Raw genomic sequence first — 18,389 nt, 5'->3', positions numbered from 1 at the left:
ACCGCGAAAACCGTCAGAACCAGGCCAATGGAAATGGCGAAACTGAGCGCCATTGCCCGACCATTCAAATAGTAAGTGTTGTAAAAAAAGTCTCCAAGCTTGTGCAGGCAGTACTCGACCAGCTCCATGCCGCTGCTCCAAAACGCGAACTCGTACAGCTTAGTCGTGACGATGCGCTGTTGCCACATTGCTCAAAGGACGATCAGGCGTCCTTTTGGTATTACCAGCGGTAGAAGGGCAGTCCCGGGAAGCATGCAGGTGGCCGCCCAACGCATAGGAGACATAATGCTTGGGGTTAGCAAGTGATCGCTGAGCGGCCGACTGCCTAATACAAATTGTGACGTGGAGTTGTAGCTTTTGTTCGGTTTCGTACAATAACAGCTTAGCGTCTTAGAGAAAACCTTGCGAGGTGGCCCCATACTGGGCCGTCCGCTTCCCAAGCTTCTTCTGTGCGATCCGTCCTTTCCAATTGCTGCGTTTCGGCGGGGCTCCTCTTTGATCGTCGGCGTGGAATGACGGAACCTAGCCGGTCCGCTTTTTGTTATATCGGCAGGAAAGCACGGGCGTTCCTCCTGTGCGATCCATAGACTGGCCCCGCCGAGAGGCGGGGCTTTTTTCGAATGGAGTTCCGCGGAAGCAAATGCGGAATCGGTCACGGGTATGCGCATGCGAGTCCGGACTTCCAACAGCAGGCAGCGAACACTTTTTTAATCGGTCCGCTGCTTCAAACGGTCCGCAATCGGTCCGTTGATTTGAAATAGCTTTCGCGGGGAAGTCGGCTCGGGAGTGAAAACCCTTATGGTGTAAGGATTCTAGCTGGTCGGAGTGGAGTGATTCGAACACTCGACCCCCACGTCCCGAACGTGGTGCGCTACCAGACTGCGCTACACTCCGTGACCAGCGGCGCTTCTATAGAACAGCCTATCTGGTTGCACAAGCGCCAAATTCCAAAAAGCCGGCGGAAATTTTGACGGGGTTGTGACAGGCCGGGAGGTCGGCAGCTGCAGCAAAAAGCCACACCTGCCGCAAATCGAACGGAAGTCTCTCAGGAGCAATTTTCTTTTGCCGGGTTCCGCGCTAAAGGGCAGACGGGACAGGCGAAACCGCTGCGACGGCGGCTTCGCAGCCAATGCGCTTGAGATCAGGGACGACACGATGAATTTCCGCACCATGACCGCGGCCGGGCTTGCAATTGCGCTTGCCGGATGCACGACCATTCCTTCCGCCGGCAATCCGATCGAGGCCCGCTGGGTCGGCAAATCGGCCGGCATCTTCTTTGCCGCCTACGGGCCGCCGATCAGCGACAGCGAGCAAGGCTCGAGCACCGTCTATACCTGGCGCGGCGGCTACAAGACCGTGCGTATCCCGGCGAAATATGCCGAAGGCGCCGATGGCAAGCGCGGCAAGCAGATTGCGTCTGCCCGCACCGCCTATCTGCGCTGCCAGGCCGAAATCACCACCAACTCCGATTACACGATCCGCGACATCCGCACCGTCGCCGACATCCCCGGCGTCAACGGCCCGTCCTATTGCGCAGAGTTCCTGGCGCCCGAACAGAAGTAACGGACGGTTTGTCCGAAATGCGGAAACAGGCGGCAACTCCGCTTTCGTCATGCTCGGGCTTGTCCCGGGCATCTACTGCCGGTTGATACGTAGCAGATCCTCGGCACAGGGCCGAGGATGACGACCGCCCTGTTTCACTTTGGCAGGTCACCGGCGCCGGTTCATGCATTCGAATACATAAAAAAAACTTTGCATCACGAAGCCGACTGGGGGCCCCGCGCCTCTTTGGCCCGGAGCCTTGCCTGGAACCGACCGATTTAGATCCTTACGGCCGATCGGTTCCGCCTAAGCCGTCCTTGCGGTTTATGAAAGTTTCGGCTTCATCCACCACGCGTTCCTTGACGGCATCATGAGCATCGGACGCAACATCCACGGCCTTTTGATAGACCTCCGACGCTACCTCTTTACCCTGCGCGACGGCGTCCTGCGCCTGATGGCTGAGGGTGTCTTTCGCGCTATCTGCGGCTTCCCCGACCCATTCATCCTCGGTGTCGGTGTGCGGCAGCGCCGCGCCGATCGCCGCTCCGACCGCGAAAGCCAGAGCTCCGCCAACCAGCGGCTGGTCGCGGAAATGGATGAGGATCGCCTCGTTGAGCTTGCTCGTTTGCTCCTGAAGACTGGTCGCCGCCGAAGAGGATCGGCTCGAAAGCGAGCTGGCCGCGCCAGACGCACGGGCGGTCAGGTCGCTCGCGGCGTTTTTCGCCTGCTCCCATTTCTCCGCCGCCCAGCCGGTTGCCGCGTCGAGCATTGCACCAGTCTCGTCGGTGATCTGACTGATCTGTTTTCCGCTAGCGTCGGCGAAGCCGCGATAGGTCTTACCTGCCTCGTCCATGAAATGGCCGGCGCGCGCTCCTGTTTCGTCTGTCAACGCTTTCAACCTCTTGCCGGATTCGTCGGCAAAATGGCTGTAACGCGCTCCGTTTTCCATTGCCGGCGGGCCAATCCTGCGGACCGGCCCAGTCGCCGGATAAAGCGGGTATTCAGGTTCCTCCCTCCAGGTCGCCGTGTCGCCTGATGACGGGCTGCCTTTTGCCATCAGCCAGGCTAGGCTCACGCCCATCAGCGCGACCGGCAGAGGGTTCGCCTTGAGGGCGTGGCCAAGATTGCTGACATATTCTCCGCCGCCGCTTCCCTTGGCGTAGGCAATCACCTCATCGATCAGCTGGCCTGGCGACATCCGTTCCTGGATAGCGTCAATCCGGTCTCCGATCCGGCGGCGGTCCTGGTCGATCTCCCGCTGAAGCTCGGCCGATGTTTTCTCCATTGGATTTTCCATCAGATTTTGTCCTTCACAACATCAACGTCGCGGCGAAGCGAGGTCGCAGTTCGATCCAGTGTCAGGTTGTTGCCGCGAAGTGCGGCGAGGCCCCGGGAGACCATTGCCCACGCGATGCCGGCAATGATGATGCCGACGATCAAAGAGGCGAGCGCAGTGGCAGTGGTTTCGGTAAATCCCTGTGTCACGAGGAAGACCGCGAGACCGCCGACAAGGGCACTCAACAGGACGCCGACCGCCCCGATTGCCAGGACCAATCCGAAGAGGAGAATCTCCACGCCGCTGAGCGCCTGCGAAAGTTTTTCCGAAGCCTCCGTCTTGGCAAGATCGATTTCCTTGCGAAGCAGGCCCGTGACATCACCAACGAGGCCACTGACGAGTTCGGAGAGGGGTGTGTTCTCTGGAGATTTAGCCATTGTACTCGCCTCCAGTCGTTGCTGGGCCGGAGCGATCGGTTGATGCTCCGCGCGACGCGGCAGTTGTTTGCCTTTTCGCCGACGCTGTGAGGAAGCGGCTTGCGGCCAGGCCTGCAAGTGCGGCGATGCCGAGAAAGGCGAGCGGCTGTTTGCGCCCGAACTCTTCGGTCATGTTGGCGATTTCGCCGATGTTCTTGCCTTCCATCCGCCGAGCAACAGTCTGCACGCTCCGCCCGATTTGCTTGGCGTATCGTCCGACTTCTGCCTGACCGGAGCTTTCCATTTCGGCGCCAGCCTTCTCGAGCGCCATCGCAACACCGCCGACCTGGCGGGCGGCAAAGTTGGTGCGTTCGGAAATGACTTCCTTGGCTTTCTCGACGGCGGTGTCGGCACCGTCCCTGATCGTTTCCTTGACGGCGGAAACATCCTCGCTCACCTTCGCTTCCAGATCGGAAATGGACGTGCGCGTTCCCGGCGAAGAACCGGAACCTGGGGATGAGGACGGGGTCTGCGCGGACGCGCTCCGCCCCGCCGGATCTGTGATATCGTTTTGCATTTCGAACCTCCCAATTCGTGCCGGCAACTGCCTAAGCCCCAAACCATGAATGGCCCGCTTTGTTCCCGGTGCGTCCGCGATTCCAAGTCTTGCGATTTGCCAGGCAAATCTGCGGGAAGGTTGGCTGAAACGGGCCGGCTGATCGACCGGCCGGCTTGGCCGTAGAGCTTGGCTACGACGCGCGCCGGCCGGTCGACCATCCGACTCCGTTTGAGCCAACAGAATGCTTCAATCTAACCCGGAAAGGCTCTAGGCTCCTTAGCGTTTCTGATCCTTGGCAGGCGTGACAATGGAGGCCGCTATATAACGCTCCTCCCGGTCGCCATCGTTGAAGTAGTAGACGGCGAGCAGGGATCCATCGCCGCGTTTTACGAGTCTCGGATAACCGAGATCAGCCGTGCCGCCGTCGCTGCGGATGATCTTCTCGGTGCCCCATGTCCGGCCGTCATCGAAACTCATGCGCATCCTGATCCCAAATGGCGGATCACGGTGGCCGTAGACGAGCAGCAGCATGCCTTCGATCCGCCCGAGCGCCGGCGGGTTGCCATTACTGCCCGTGTCGTCGACGATGCAGCCTTCCGGCGTCCAGGTCCTCCCTTGGTCATGGGAGGTGAAGGCCTCTATCCACCCCTTGCCACCGCCTCTGCCCATGCAGCGCGTCAGCGTCAGGATGGCGCCACCGGAAAGTGCCGTCGATGCCGGCATGATCGAATAGCCCTCAGGTTCCGGACCGACAAAGCCTTGCAGGACGAAGCTGCGCCCGCCATCCACGGTGCGCGCGCAGAACACTCTTCCTTCCGCGCCGTCCTCTTTGGACGTGCCGAGCATGAAGAGCGCATCGTCCCTGCCGAGAGGAACGATATCGGTGCGCGCCGAGAGCGGAAGATGCAAACCGGCAAAACGAAACGGACCCTGCCATGTCAGACACCGATCCCGGCTGACATAGAACCAGCTGACAGCATCGCCCTGTACATCGGTTCTGGCGCACATGACGATCGTCTCGGGGTCGAGGAAGTCTATGGGATCGTCAATCGAGCAGAGGTCTTCGCGGACCGACAGACGGGGACGGACCTTGAGGTCGGCGTTCAAATGCTCGTCGGCCGAAAGCGAGAGCCCACCCGGCACGCGGCCGCAGAACGGCTCGTCCATCCATGTCAGTCCGCCGTCCAGGCTGCGTGCCTGCCAGGGTACGAATGGGTAATCACGGTCCAATTCGTGCAACTCCCCCTTCGCTCCGAGCTTGCCGCGCGCGAAGACGACGACCATTTCGTCACCCCACGACCAGAGGCCATAATTTGCCGGCCAGCCTGCGAACTCGCCGCGTCTGCGGTAGATTTCAAGATTGCGGAACTGCGTGTCCATGGAGGCTTCCAGACGGTCAGAGCGTTTCGACTGGAAGTGCCCGCACAAGCAATTCTTCCTGCCCGAGCAGCTCTTCGAGCTTGCGCCGGTATTGGCGCCACCAGGCCCGATCGAGACTGTCCACCATCACTTCGATCACGATGATCGTATCTTCTTCAGTGCCCTCGCCATTGGACCAAAACCCCTTTGCCGGGGAATTGAGGTATGAAGTCGCCCCGCCATGACGCTCCGTCATCTCGCGCTGAATCATCGCGATAATGTCTTCGATGTCGATCGCTGCTTGCGGCGCTGCCGGAATAAACAACTGTATCAGATGCATGTGGAATTCTCCTCGTCCCGCAAACTTCGGAGATCCGACGAGGTTCCGGCCCGGCTCGAAATCGGGTGCGATGTGATGGAACACTGGCCGCCGAAATCGCGGATATCCGGTTGGATGAAACCAATGCGGCGACGGACGGTCGTCGCCGTCGTTCAAGGATGCGCACCAGGCCCCTGCGGCAGCCGATGCTGGCGCTCTAAAAAGCCAGCCGCAGCTGCGGCGCCGCGGCCGGTGCTCGTCCTTCCAGCGAAGAGAGGGTGACGCCGAGCAGCCGTATGCCCTTTCGCGGCGGAAAGATCGGCGCGAGCAGCAGGTTGACCAGCTCCTCGAGGTCGGCGATTGCCGGCAGCGGTGCCGGAACCGTCTTGCTGCGCGTGATCTGGCTGAAGTCGGCATATTTCACCTTGAGCGTCACTGTCTTGGCGGCGATCCCGTTGGCCTCGCAGTAAGCCCACACCTTTTCGATCAGCGGCTGGAGACCTTCGCGAGCAGGCTCAAAGGCGTGGAGGTCCTGTGCGAAGGTATCTTCCGCGCCGACGGATTTGCGCACCCGGTCGGGCTTGACCTGGCGCTCGTCGATGCCGCGGGCGATGCCGTAAAAATAGGGCCCCGACTTGCCGAAATGCTCGACGAGGAACTCGAGTGTCTTCTCCTTGAGATCGGCGCCTGTTTCGATCCCGAGTTGCTGCATCTTCTCAGCGGTTGCCGGTCCGACGCCATGGAATTTCCGGACGGGAAGCTGCTCGACGAAGGCTGGCCCGTTCTTCGGCGTGATGACAGCCTGGCCGTTCGGCTTGTTGAGGTCGCTCGCCATCTTGGCAAGAAATTTGTTGTAGGAAATCCCGGCCGACGCGTTGAGGCCGGTGACTTGCTTGATCTTGGCGCGGATCTCCAGAGCGACCTCGGTGGCGATCGTCATGCCTTTCAGATTTTGCGTCACATCGAGATAGGCCTCGTCGAGCGACAGCGGCTCGACCAGCGGCGTGTATTCGGCAAAGATCTCACGGATCTGCTGCGACACCGCCTTGTAGACGGCAAAGCGCGGCGGCACGAAGATCAGGTCAGGACATTTGCGCTTGGCAGTTACCGACGGCATTGCCGAGTGAACACCAAATTTGCGGGCCTCATAGCTCGCCGCCGCCACCACACCCCGGGCGGCCGACCCGCCGACGGCAATCGGTTTGCCGCGCAAGTCCGAATTATCGCGCTGCTCGACCGACGCATAAAAAGCATCCATGTCGACATGGACGATTTTGCGGACGGGGGGTGAGCTTATCTCGTTCATGGCGGTTTCAGCGATCGCGATGGGATCGGCATCTGAAATTGCGCGCCGAAACAAAAACAGAACATACCAGCCTTGGGACGCGATATCAACAATTCCAGTGGGCGGCTCGGACCTGCCGCCGAAACCACCAGCCGCCCAAGGCGTTCTCATCCTGTGATAAATTAAAATAAGGAGGCAGCCAATGGCGGACGACAGCACGATCACGATCCGAGCCACATTCGAAACACGCGAAGCCGCTGATCTCGCGGTCGAACATCTGGTTCAGCAGCATGGGGTTTCGAGGCCCGACATCTTTATCCAGTCGGCAAGCGACCGGAACAGTGCGGGTTCGGCGCCATCAGGCGGGGATATCTCTCATGACGATGGCGCCCGTCGCGATGCGCCGCTCGAAGGCGAGATCGAGGTCTCGGCGGATATCGCATCCAGCCAAGTCGCCGCCGTCCAGCGCAGTCTCCGAGCTGCCGGCGCAGTGCGTGTATCGAGCCGCTGAGACCCAGCCTCAAGGCAGCATCCTCACAAACGGCAAATGCGGATCGAGGCGGGCGAGCAGATCGAGAGCGTAGGCGGCGCGCAGCAGGCGGTCGGGGCGCGTCTGGCCGGAGGCGGCGGCCAGCTGGCCGACGAGGCTGCCGGGAAGCGCCAGGCCTGCTTCGCCAAGCGTGCGCCCCAGGCGTTGCATGCGCTGCAGCCGCTCCGGATCCTCCATGCGGCCGCCGAGTTCGGCGAGCGCCAGGATTTCGTCGAAGGCGGTGGAGATCAGCCGCTGGCTGGCGGCCTGCGGGCGGGCCAGCGCTTCGAAGCGCATCGGTTTGCGCTCCGGCGCGCCGGGCAGCGTGAAGCTTTTGGTGAGGCGCGAGAGTAAGCTCGGCTTTTGCGCGGTCGTGGTTGCCGGCGCCGGCGGCAGGTCGAGGAGGGTCAGGCTGTCGGTTCCGAAACCGAGCGGCGAAAGCACGATGTCGGCGCCGCGGGCTTCGGCGAGGACGGTCAGCAGCGGCGGCTGGCGATCGCCGATCGAGCCAAGCAGCGCGAAATGGGCCTCCAGCCGTTCGTCGCCCTCTATCTCCAGCTCCAGCCAGGCCCCTTCGCGATCCCGCACCGGCCAGCGTCCGGCCTGCGCCACGCCGTCGAAGCGCAGCGAGCCGAAAGCGACTGGGCGCAAGATCAGCGGCAGGGCGCGGCGCGGCGGGGCCGCAAGTTTCGGCCGGAAGGCGCTCGCAAGACGGATGGCGCATTGTTTCCAGTCATCGATGACCGCGCCTTCGATCCCCTGCACGGCAGCACTCCAGCCGGCCTTGAGAAGCTCGGCGCGGCCGTTGCCGGTCTGCAGCCGGCCGTCCCCGGTGGCGGAGGCGCCCTCGAGGCGGAAGGCGCTGCCGGCGATTGCCGCGAGCGAACGGCCGAAGACCGGCTCGGCCCCGGCCGCATGGCGCGGCACAAAGCCCGGATCGCTGCCGGCCCCGCGCGCCAGCGTCGCGCTGAAGCTTCGCCCGTCGGCGGAGAGATAATAGCCGGTCACCCCGCGTGCGCCGCTGTCGGTCTGCCACAGGCGCAGGCCGCAACCGACGAGCTCGATCGCCGGCAGCGGCTGCGGCGCTTCAGCGCCCGCACCGGTGAGCAAGGGATCGTCAGAGCCGGCCCGAAGCGCCTCGGTCAAGGCATAGGCGCGCGCCAGCATGACGAGAAGCTCGGCAGGATCGGCCGCGTCCAGCCGCTCCCGTCTTCGCCGGATCATCGCGGCGATGGTGCGAAGCTCGGCGGCAAGCCGCGGCATTGCTTCGGTGCGCGAGGACAGGACAAGATCGCCGATCCGCTCTTCGAGACCGGCAGGCGCCTTCGACAGGGCCTGGCGCGCGGCATCGCGCAGCAATGTGGCCGCGTCTTCGATTGTGCCTGACGTGGCTTTGCCCGGCTCTTCCGGCGCTTGCTCGGCACTAGCAACCGTCTCACCAGGCCCGCGGACGGCGAGAAGCGCCGCCGCATGCAGCGCGGCGCGTTGCGAGGTCGCAGCCTTGGAGAGCATGCCGGCAGGACCGCCGCCGGCGGGATAAAGCACCGGATGATGGTCGCCCAGCGCGATGCGGACGGCATTCGGGCTCGTCTCGATGCTGATCGCGCCCGGTTCGAGCGCTGCCAGCAGCGTTTGCGCCTGGATATGAGCGGCGCGGCCGAAGGCGCGGATGATGACCTCTTGCTCGAGCGAAAGGATTTCCGCATGTGGATCCGGAATGGCTTCAGCGCGGACCGGCTCCGCCGTCTCGGCTGCGCCCGGCTGCTCGGCCGGCCTTACCTCCTCCGCCTCGCGGATGAAAATGATGCCGGCGAGAATATGCCGGCAAAGGCCGGTTGCAGGGCAGCTGCAGCTTGCGGCAGTCAGCGGACCGGCGGTGAGCCGCACGCTTTCGCCATCGGCTTCGGCAAGGGCTACCCCGCCATCCCAGCCGGACAGGCGCACGAGCCCGGCCTCCACATCCCGGCGGGCGCGGCGCAGCAGGCCTTTGGAGGAGGCTGCCTCCAGCACCTCATCGCTGAGGGCTGCGGCGTCGAAACGCTGGGAATTCTCCGTCTTGCCCCGCTTCACCTTATATGCCCCGCAACCCAATCGGCAAAATGCTCCGGCGTCAGTGCGGCGATCTCCATGCCGGCATCGACGAGCCGCGCGGCGGTATCGCGGTCATAGGCCGGCCGGGCGGCCTCATCGAGTGCGGCAAGGCCGAGCAGCTTCACCCGAGCGCCGGCAAGCCGCCGCACCGCGGCAAAGAGCGGGGCGGCAGGCGCACCTTCGCAAAAATCCGAGACCAGCACGAAGATCGTCCGCTGCGGCTCGGCAATATGGGTCGCCTCGCAATAGGCGACGGCCCGGCCGATATCGGTTCCGCCGCCGAGCTGGACCGACATCAGCACATCGACGGGATCGCCGACCTCGTCGCTGAGGTCGACCACCGACGTGTCGAACAGCACCAGCTTCACCGTCACCGCCGGCAGCGTCGAAAGGATCGAGGCCATCACGGCGCTGTAGATCAGCGAGGTCGCCATCGAGCCCGACTGGTCGATGCAGAGCACGATCCGCCAGGGCAGATGGCGGCGGGCTGCGGCGTGGAAATGCAGGTGTTCGGCGATCAGCACACGCCGCGCCTGGTCCCAGTTCTTCAGGTTCTTGCGGATCGTCTGGTTCCAGGCGATGTCGCGGGCGCTGGAGCGGCGCGCCGTCGTTTCGCCGCGCCGTCTTGCGCCGGAGAGCGCCCGGCTCGTCTGCAGGCGCAGCTTCTTCGTCAGCTCCTCGACGACACGTTTGGCGACCTGGCGGATTTTTCCCGCGATAACAGGATCGGAGCGGCCGCGATGGGCAAGCAGTGCCGCAAGCAGCGACGGGTCGGGATCGAGTTCGGCGAGCGCCTTCGGGTCGTCGAGGATCTCGGTCATGCCGAACCGGCCGAGCGCATCCTTCTCGACCCGCTCCAGCACCGATTTCGGAAAGAGCGAGCGCATCTCGCCAAACCATTCCGGCAGCGTCATCTGCGGCGGCTCCGCACCGCCCTTGGGGTTCTTCCTGTTGCCTTCGGGAGCGCCGGTGCGGATGCCGCGCCGGCGGTAGGATTCGCCGTAGATGCGGTCGAGCGCGGCATCGCGGCGGGCGTCGGCGCCGCTGCAGCTGCCGGAGAGCTGGCGCTCGGCGAAGCGGCCAAGCACCAGGCGCCAGCGGCGAAGACTTTCCTCGGGCTTGTTGTCGTTGCTCATGGCGCCCGCTCCTCCAGCCAGAGCCCAAGCCCATCTGCCTGCATCAGCTCGGCAAAGGTGGCGTTGAGGCGGGCATTGGCGAGCATCTCGGTCTCCGTCAGACCGCCGGAAAAACGCGGCGCCAGATCGAGATCGCTGCCCTTCGCTTGCGCGATCACGGCGGCGAGCGCATCGGTCTCATCAGGCGCAAGGGCTGTGAAGGCAAGCCGCAGCGCCGGCAGCACCTCGATGAAATCAGCCTCGTCGAAGCCGGCGAGCACCAGATCCAGCCGTTCCAGCAGCGCCGGCGTGCGCTTGAGCAGGGCCGGCTGCACCGCCAGCAGACCGGCCAGCGCTTCCACCCGGGCGGGCGGTTCGCCGACGCTGAATTGCAGCGGGCCGATGACGCAGGTGGCCAGCGCCTCCGCACTCAGCCTGCCCGACATATGCCCGATCGCGGCGACCGCGCCTGCCGCCCGCGGCGCCAGATCGGCGCCGATGAGGGCGGCGACGCCCTCGTCGAGCAGATCGAGATCGAGCGGCTGCTCGCCTTCTCCGGCCTGCGCCCCGGCTTCGGCAATCTCGTTCAGCGTTGCCAGCGCATCGACATAACGCGGCACGTCCTCGTCCCTGGCGGTTACGAGATCCGGCAACAGGTCGATTGCCCGCCGATAGGCGATGAGGCGCAGTTCATCCGGCCCCGGCATGCCGGCAAAACCCAGCGCCTTGCGGCCGCGCTGGAGATTGTCGAGCATCGACAGGCAGACCGCGACCCGGCCGAAATCCGGATCGGTGGCAACGGCCGGACCGATCGCAGCAATCAGCGCGCCGCAGGATCTGGCAAGCCCCGCCTGGGCCGCGATCATCAGCAGGCGGATGGCGGCATGGGCGTTTTTCGCCTGGCCTTCCTCGCCGAGCGCCTGGACCCGGCGGGCGAGAACGGCGTCGGCGGCGCGTTCAACCGTATCGCCATCGATCGACAGCGCCACCAGCCGGCTTTCGACGGCCGGCGACCATCGATAGGTCCATTCCTCGAACAGCACGTCGGTGGCAACGCCGCCCGCCCAATCCGGACCTCTCAGACAACGGCCGAAGCCGGTGCCGAGCAAGGTCATCACATGCAGGAAGCGGCTGGCGGCTAGATGCCGGGGCTTGCGATGGATATCGAGCAGGCGGTTGCGCTCCGTGCCGTCCTCAATGCGGAAACCGAGCGCCCGGGCCCGCCGGCGCACCGCTTCCACCAGCGGCGGAGCGCCGGCGCCGCTGGGCACCTCGCCGATGCCTTCGCCGGTGAGCTCGGCAAGCAGCGCCTCCATCAGCGGCGAACCGTTGCGGGGATCTTCCCCCTTCATGAGGCAGGAGCGTGCCGCATCGAGAATTTCAGCCCGCCCCGGACCCTGCAATCCGCGCAGATCGGCCAGCGCCTGCGCCTGGGCGACGGTTGCAGCCAGCGAGGGCAGCGGCGGGGTGAAATTCGGCCGGTCGCGGCGCAGGCGCTGGGTGAGGTCGAGCACCACATCGGTCGCCGCCTCGGTGAACGGATCGTCATGGCCCTCGGCGATCCGCTGCTGGAGCCGCTCGTACCAGCGCGGCGACGGCATGCCGGCGCCGTAGCCGTTGATCCGGTCGAGATGGTCGTGGGTGTAGCGGATCAGATAGGATTTCGTCTGAATGCCCGGCCCGGCCTGCACCTTCGCCTCCTCGGGCCTCTCCGGCGGGGGATCGATCATCACAGGCGTATGGAATCCGCCGGTAATGACGGCGATCGGCCCGTCGCCGGAAAGCACCTGAGCCTTTGCCATCGCCCCCCGCATGCAGGCCTCGCGGGCCAGCGTGTCGTCGGCGGCGATCTCCTCGGCCGGTGTGGCGAGCCGCGACAGCGCGCAGTGAATGCCGACGTCGCGGAAGAAACCGCGCCAGTCCTTTTCGGCGGCGCGGGATTCGAACAGCCGGTCCCAGGCCTCGTTGAAATCGCGCACGCCGAGGCGCTTCACCAGGCCATCGGCATAATGCGAATAGGCAAGCTGGCCCTCATCGGTCAAAAGGGTCGGCCCCGTTTCGTCCTGGCTTCGCTCGTCCTGTCTGGGCTCATCCTGTCTCGGCTCGTCCTGTCTCGGGGCTTCCTCACCGTCTTCCCCGGTCTCGCCCTTCTTCTCCGACCGCGCGGCGGCCAGGCGGGCGCCGCTCTCCCGGTCGGCCAGAATGACCGCACTTCCAAATTCTCCAGCAAGCCGCAGGGCCGCCCATTCCGGCGAGGTCGCGGAAAACGGCCAGTATCCGACAGGAAGGCGCTCGTCGGAGGCTCTTTCCCCATCGGCCACCGAGACGATGGCGATCGGCAGCCTGATATCGGGATGCGAGAGCAGCGGCAGCAGGGGCTCAAAATCCGCCGGCATCTCCAGCACGATGGCGCGCGGGCGGATTTCGGCCAGGGCTGCGGCAAGATGCAGCGCGCAGGCGGGGCTGTGGTGGCGGATCGGAAAGAAGAAAAACCCGCCCTCGCCCGAGGTCAGCCGCTGCCCGTAGGCCGCAAAGTCCTGACGTTCCGCCGCTGCCGCCTCCGCTTCCATTCAGTCGAGCCTTAAGGCGCGCGCCGCCTCGTAGAAGGAGCGCCAGTCGCTTCCCGAACGGGCGCGGTCCTTGACGATGTGATCGACATAGGACTTGAACTTGCGGCCGTCCTCCGGATCGTCCTTCATGACGATGCCGCCGATCTGGCGGGCGAGATGGGCGCCCGTCACCCTGCCGTCGCCGAGATAGGCGGCTTCGAGGGCGGCGGCGTGGGCGACATTGACAGCTTCGGCGGTGGACATGACGGCGGTCGGCTTCTGCAGCGTCACGCCTTCGGCCGTGCGGCCGGCGCGCAAGTCCTGGAAGCAGGAGACGAGAATGCCAAGGGCTGCCTCCGACATATCGGGCTTGATGCCTGAAGGAGCCAGGCGGTCGGCAAGACGCCGCTCGATCAGCTCGCGTTCGAAGGCCGGGTCGGTGATCGGATGCACGGTCTCGAAATTGAAGCGGCGCTTCAAGGCGCTCGACATTTCGCTGACGCCGCGGTCGCGAAGGTTCGCCGTGCCGATGATGTTGAAGCCGGGTGCGGCGCGCACGATCGCGCCATCGCCGAGTTCGGGAATGGCGATCATCTTTTCCGACAGGATGGAGATCAGCCCGTCCTGGATCTCAGGCGGGCAGCGCGTCAGCTCCTCGATGCGCATGACGAGGCCAGCGCGCATCGCCTGCAGCACCGGCGATGGCACCAGCGCCTTTTCGCTCGGGCCTTCGGCGATCAGCAGCGCGTAGTTCCAGCCATAACGCAAATGTTCTTCCATGGTGCCGGCCGAGCCTTGCACGACCAGACGGGTCGAGCCGGTGACGGCGGCCGCCAGAAGCTCGCTCAGCATCGATTTCGCCGTGCCCGGTTCGCCGACGAGCAGCAGCCCCTGCTCGCCCATCAGGCTGACGATCGCCCGCTCGACCAGCGCATCGTCGCCATAGAATTTGCGCGAGATGCCGAGCGCGGGATCACCGAGCACGAAGGAGCGCACCGCGCGCGCCGAAAGCCGCCAGCCCGGCGGGCGCAGCCCCTTGTCGGCCTGCTCGAGCTTGGCGAGTTCGGCGGCATGCAGGGTTTCCGTCGCCGGGCGAAGTGCTGTCTGATCCATGTTTACCATCCGCCCTTTTTCTGCCATTCGCTATCGAAGCCGGTGCCCTTGTCGGCAATGGCGTGCAGGTCGTTCCATGTTTCGCTGAGCAGCACCGGCGGCACCTTGGAGAGCGTCGTCTCGCCGCCATAGATCACCCGGCCGCCCGGCAGAATTTTCGCAAAGCGCATTTCCGTCAGCGCCTTCGGCACACGTTCGTTCTCGCCGATATAACTGCCGGTGAATTCGATGACGGCGGCAAAACCGCAATCGCCGAAGGCCTTCTCATAGGTGTAGAAGCCGGCGCCGTCCTCGACCGACCCCCTGACATAGCCGAGCGCTTCGGCGGCCGAACGCAGCGTCAGATTGTCGATCATCCAGCCCTTGCGGTCGTCGATATGCTTGGCATTGGGTTTCTCGTCCGACAGAACCGGCCGGTCGAGCTGCTCGAACAGCGGCTGGACCTCGTAATCGTCGAGATGGGTCTTCCAGGCCTTGGCGCCCGCCTCGCCGAGGCTGACGCGATGGGCGATCGAGATGCCGGCAAAAGTGTCAAGCTTGACCGGCTCGTCCTCGGCATTGGTGAAGCTGCCGTCATCGAGCGCCCTGAAGCTTCCGATGATCTTGCCCTTGTCGTCATGGCCGGCAAGAACCAGGCGGCGCAGCAGCCGGCCAACGATCGGGTGGCCAAGCAGGAAGGTTTCGAAATCCTCGCGCGGCCAGATGCGGGCCGCACACATTGCCTCATAGAGACGGCCGCTCTGCAGCTCCACCGTCTGCTTCAGCTCCTTCTTGGCGCTGGAGAGCAGCTTCTTGCCCTCCTTCGCCTCTTCGGCTTCTTCGGGATCGGTCGGGGTCGGCAGCGACGCGATCGGCTTGCCGTCGGGATTTTCAAGGGTGAGCTTCAGCTCCTGCGCGCCGTTCTTCGCGCGCTCCGCCACCAGCCGCGCCCGGAAAAGCCGCTCGCCGATCGGCAGTTCGAGAATGCCGTCCTCGTCGATGCCGGCAGAGGGCATGGTGCGGTCGCCGAGCTCGGCCGGCGTCCAGCCGCGGGCCTCGGCAAAGGCGGTGATCACTTCGCCGGCATATTTGCGCAGGCCCGGCTGCTTGTGGCGCTGCGAGGCGATCAGCACCAGCTGCAGCACCTGGGGAACCGGGTTTGCCATCAGCGCATCGATCAGCGCCCGGCACTGGTTCGGCCGCTTGCCATGTTCGCGAAGGTACCGCTTGAAGAGCAGGGTGGTTTCGGCCGGCGGCGCAAAACGGGCAAGCGCCAGCAGGCCGCGATGATCGAGCGCGCTGTTTAAATAGATGGCGAGCTTTTCGCGGCGCAGTTCGGCAAAGGCCAGCTCCTCGGTAAAATCCTTGCGCCATTGCTTGGTATAGTCGTAGCGCTGCTTGGCATTTTCCGCCGCATAGGCATTGGCCTCTTCGCTGGTCGGGCGCTGGGTGTCGTAGGAGATAAAGGCCGAGACGATCGCCGCCCCCAGCCGCTCGGCATCCCTGCGGTCGAGACGTTCGAGCGCCATGTGGATCATGGGATCGCCGCCGGCCATTTTCAGCTTGTGCGACCGGGCAAACCACCATTTGACCAGCTTGGCCGAGACCTCGCGCCCATCCGCCCAATGCAGCACGGGCAGGTTTTCGGCATCGAAAAGCGGGGAATAATCGACCTTGGTCGAGGCCAGCCCCTTTTCGGCTTCGGCCAGCAGCGTCTCTTCGGCGAAGAGATCGGAGGTATCGTCGCCGCAGGCGGCAAGCGCCGACATGGCGGCCGCCTTGACCGTCACCGATTTCTCCTTGGCAAGAGCTGCGCGCAGCGGCGCGATCGCATTGCCGTCCCGCCGTTCCGCCAGCCAGCGGGCGGCGGCAAGCCGCTTGGTTTCCGGCCCTGATGTCAGCATCGGCGTGATCAGCGGCGTCAGATCGGCGACCTCGCGCAGCAGATAACGGGCAAATTCGCGCTGGCGCACGCCGCCTTGTACGGCGCGGTCGGCCACCAGCGGGAAATAGCGGCGCGGCAGGCGCGGAAACATCCGCAGCCAGGAGAAAATGAAATCCTCGCTCCAGCGCTCCTTCAGGCCGTCGCCGGCAAGGGCTGCATCGAGCGCGGCAAAGTTCTCGGCCAGCAGCGGCCAGACATTGGCCGGCACCGGCTCGTCGATCATCTCGGAAATATTGACATAGGCCTTGTCGGCGAGCGCATCGGTCATGGCCTCGAATGCCGGCGCCCCAGCCTCTGCGGCGATTTCGGCGAGGATGCGGATATCGGCGCCCGCCTTGATGCGGGCGAGGATTTCATTGTCGGGTCCGCGCATCCAGTAATTCGTGGTGCCTAGCGCGACTCGCAGGATATGCTGCCAATGCCGCCCGTCCGTCGCCTGGAAAAGCAGCCGCGACAGCGCATGAAAGGAGATATCCGGACGGGAGAATATCGCCTTCAGCCCGTTGCCCAGGAGCTGGCGCGTCTGCCGCATCCAGTTATCGGTGCTCTTGTCGTCGACCGCCTTCCAGATCTCCCGGCGCTGCGCCTCGCTCAGGCGTTCACCCCGCATGGCGGCGACGATATGTTTTGCAATCGCCGGCTCGAAGGGCGGCGAAAACGGACGGGCCGGCCGCTGGTTCCAGTCTTTGCCCGGCGGCGTCTGGTCGTAATCGATGCGGGCCGCGGCATTGGCTTCGGTCAGAAGCTTGCGGAACGCCTCTTCCAGATCGGCCGGCAGCGGCTCCTCCTTGGCGGCCGGCGGCGGTGCGGCAACGAAGCTGCCGTCGAAGGCGAGGTAACCTGCCTCGCCATCCCCCTCGCCCTCGCCTGCCTCGGCGCCGGCAACCTTGCCTGCCGGTCGCCCGGATCGTTGCGATCGCCGCCAGCACCGTATTGGATTTTTCCTCGCCCCCGTGCCGGTCGAGGATCGGCAGGGAGCGCTCGCGCAGCAGGGCGGCCAGAATATTGACGCCGGCCAGCCGTTCGTTCGCCTTGCGGGAGGCGAGAAATTCCTCGGCCTTTGCCTGCACCTTGGCCTCGTCGGCCACCTTCAGCGCATTCGAAGCCGCCTCGCGCACCGTCTTGGCGCCGTCGCTCGCCATTTGGAAGGCGAAGTCGAAGAAGTGGCGGTCGCGGTCGATCAGGCCGTTCTGGCCGAGGAAACTGACCATGACCTCGCGGCCGCCTGCCGCCAGCGTCCCGATCGTCCTGGTCGCTTCCTCGGGCATGGCGGCGATCGCATCGGCAAGGCCGGGCAGTTTCAGCATCCGCTGGGTCAGATATCCGTAGGGCACGTCCTTGTCCGAAAAGGCGCAGTCGATCAGCGGCGCGACCGAGGGGGCAAGCTCGGCAGCTTCCATCATCTCGAAAATGCGCGGCGCTGTGAGAAAGCCAAGGGGATTGCGGCCTTCCGGTGCCGAGGTGTCGAAGAGCAGGCTTGCCGTGCGCAGCCAATGCGGCGATTGATCGCTGCCGGGAAAGCGCCACGCCCGGTTTTGCGCATTAAACTGGCTGTGCAGATGGAGATAGCGATAAAGCGCCGCCGGATCGAAGCCTTCGAGTTCGAAGAGCACCCGCTCCCTGGCCTTGTGGCGCTTCTCGCGCTCGGCCTTGTTATTCCAATCGTCGGCGACGGCGATGAAGACATTGTGAAGCCTGGTGCGGATATCGCCCTGAGTGGTCTTCAACAGATTGGTCACATGAAGCACGCTCGCTTCGTCGGCGCCTGTCAGGACATAGCGGGCAAGGGCCTTGCCAAGCCCCTTCTCGGCGGTGTCGAAGGAGGCGAGATCGGCCGATATGGCGTCCCTGTCCCTCGCGGTTAGCGCGCTTCCTGCCGGAATCTCGTTCGTTTCCGAACGGCCACGGAAAAGCTTCTTCAAACCCTCTACGAACATCGTCTATCCCCTCCTCTGCGCTGCTGTCGGCAACGTGATCGGTTAGCTCGCGGTCATGTTTTGTGGATGGTGCCGAGGCCAGCGGCGATAATTCGAAATCAGTGTCAGCGCGCTGGCATCGAGCATTGGGCGGTAATCCGAAATTATTTCAACGAGTAAAAACTAAACGTGCAAATCATCAGTGGTATGACGATGTTTCCAGCTAGCGCGCGTCCGGCTGATTTCAAGCGCGAAACGGGTGTTCGGGTTCGCGCTGGGGTGGATGGAAGTAGATTGCTGGAATTGCCAAAGCGGTGTCTGGATACACCCCCTCTGCCCTGCCGGGCATCTCCCCCACAAGGGGGAGATCACAAGTGGCTAAACTTTCCTGCCCAT

Annotated in this window: 15 protein-coding genes and 1 tRNA gene; 3 read left to right on the top strand and 13 right to left on the bottom strand. The window is 64.3% G+C overall.

Features of this window, described 5'->3' with window-relative positions:
• Positions 1–233: hypothetical protein (locus FY112_RS37190; RefSeq protein WP_210384804.1), on the top strand; the 233-nt coding region annotated here is incomplete at its 5' end.
• 584 nt (positions 234–817) lie between these two features.
• Here the strand turns inward: FY112_RS37190 and FY112_RS16425 are convergent.
• Positions 818–894 (bottom strand) — tRNA-Pro (locus tag FY112_RS16425).
• Between the two features lie 261 nt (positions 895–1,155).
• Between FY112_RS16425 and FY112_RS16420 the strand changes: the two genes are divergently transcribed.
• Positions 1,156–1,563, top strand: coding sequence for a hypothetical protein (locus FY112_RS16420; protein ID WP_131713945.1), 408 nt, complete (start codon positions 1,156–1,158; stop codon positions 1,561–1,563).
• 265 nt (positions 1,564–1,828) lie between these two features.
• Here FY112_RS16420 and FY112_RS16410 read toward each other — a convergent pair whose 3' ends face one another.
• From FY112_RS16410 to dinB, 6 genes are all read right to left on the bottom strand, one after another.
• On the bottom strand, positions 1,829–2,839 hold the full coding sequence (locus FY112_RS16410) for a DUF3618 domain-containing protein (protein WP_151518871.1): 1,011 nt from the start codon (positions 2,837–2,839) through the stop codon (positions 1,829–1,831).
• Entirely contained in the window at positions 2,839–3,255 is a 417-nt protein-coding gene (locus FY112_RS16405; protein WP_151518870.1) for a phage holin family protein, read from the bottom strand. The genes FY112_RS16410 and FY112_RS16405 overlap by 1 nt, the downstream gene beginning before the upstream one ends.
• Entirely contained in the window at positions 3,248–3,811 is a 564-nt protein-coding gene (locus FY112_RS16400) for a nutrient deprivation-induced protein (protein ID WP_151518869.1), read from the bottom strand. Before FY112_RS16400 ends, FY112_RS16405 begins: the two co-directional genes overlap by 8 nt.
• A gap of 258 nt (positions 3,812–4,069) precedes the next feature.
• The gene (locus FY112_RS16390) at positions 4,070–5,173 is read right to left on the bottom strand and encodes a sialidase family protein (RefSeq protein WP_151518868.1); all 1,104 of its coding nucleotides are present in this window, start codon (positions 5,171–5,173) and stop codon (positions 4,070–4,072) included.
• Between the two features lie 16 nt (positions 5,174–5,189).
• Entirely contained in the window at positions 5,190–5,492 is a 303-nt protein-coding gene (locus FY112_RS16385; RefSeq protein WP_131624388.1) for a hypothetical protein, read from the bottom strand.
• A 196-nt stretch (positions 5,493–5,688) separates the two neighbouring features.
• Positions 5,689–6,777, bottom strand: coding sequence for a DNA polymerase IV (dinB, locus tag FY112_RS16380; RefSeq protein ID WP_151518867.1), 1,089 nt, complete (start codon positions 6,775–6,777; stop codon positions 5,689–5,691).
• Between the two features lie 181 nt (positions 6,778–6,958).
• Between dinB and FY112_RS16375 the strand changes: the two genes are divergently transcribed.
• Positions 6,959–7,267: a hypothetical protein gene (locus tag FY112_RS16375; protein WP_151518866.1), complete on the top strand. Its 309-nt coding sequence runs from the start codon at positions 6,959–6,961 to the stop codon at positions 7,265–7,267.
• Between the two features lie 9 nt (positions 7,268–7,276).
• On the opposite strand, the gene FY112_RS16370 is transcribed toward FY112_RS16375, so the two are convergent.
• From FY112_RS16370 to FY112_RS16345, 6 genes are read right to left on the bottom strand one after another with little or no spacing between them, the layout of a single operon-like run.
• The gene (locus FY112_RS16370; RefSeq protein ID WP_151518865.1) at positions 7,277–9,355 is read right to left on the bottom strand and encodes a hypothetical protein; all 2,079 of its coding nucleotides are present in this window, start codon (positions 9,353–9,355) and stop codon (positions 7,277–7,279) included.
• Complete coding sequence (locus tag FY112_RS16365; RefSeq protein WP_151518864.1) at positions 9,352–10,512, bottom strand: VWA domain-containing protein; 1,161 nt, start codon at positions 10,510–10,512, stop codon at positions 9,352–9,354. The genes FY112_RS16370 and FY112_RS16365 overlap by 4 nt, the downstream gene beginning before the upstream one ends.
• Positions 10,509–13,061 (bottom strand): DUF5682 family protein, encoded by a 2,553-nt coding sequence (locus FY112_RS16360; protein WP_151518863.1) that lies wholly within the window; start codon positions 13,059–13,061, stop codon positions 10,509–10,511. Before FY112_RS16360 ends, FY112_RS16365 begins: the two co-directional genes overlap by 4 nt.
• Complete coding sequence (locus FY112_RS16355; protein ID WP_246700700.1) at positions 13,062–14,153, bottom strand: AAA family ATPase; 1,092 nt, start codon at positions 14,151–14,153, stop codon at positions 13,062–13,064.
• Between the two features lie 2 nt (positions 14,154–14,155).
• A complete protein-coding gene (locus FY112_RS16350) occupies positions 14,156–16,687 on the bottom strand; it encodes a DUF4132 domain-containing protein (RefSeq protein ID WP_151518861.1) in 2,532 nt (843 codons plus the stop codon).
• On the bottom strand, positions 16,677–18,014 hold the full coding sequence (locus FY112_RS16345) for a hypothetical protein (protein ID WP_151518860.1): 1,338 nt from the start codon (positions 18,012–18,014) through the stop codon (positions 16,677–16,679). Before FY112_RS16345 ends, FY112_RS16350 begins: the two co-directional genes overlap by 11 nt.
• Positions 18,015–18,389: the final 375 nt, after the last annotated feature.

Source organism: Rhizobium sp. PEPV16 (genome assembly GCF_008919455.1).
Classification (GTDB): Bacteria; Pseudomonadota; Alphaproteobacteria; order Rhizobiales; family Rhizobiaceae; genus Rhizobium; species Rhizobium leguminosarum_Q.
This window is presented reverse-complemented; position numbering and strand designations above follow the sequence as displayed.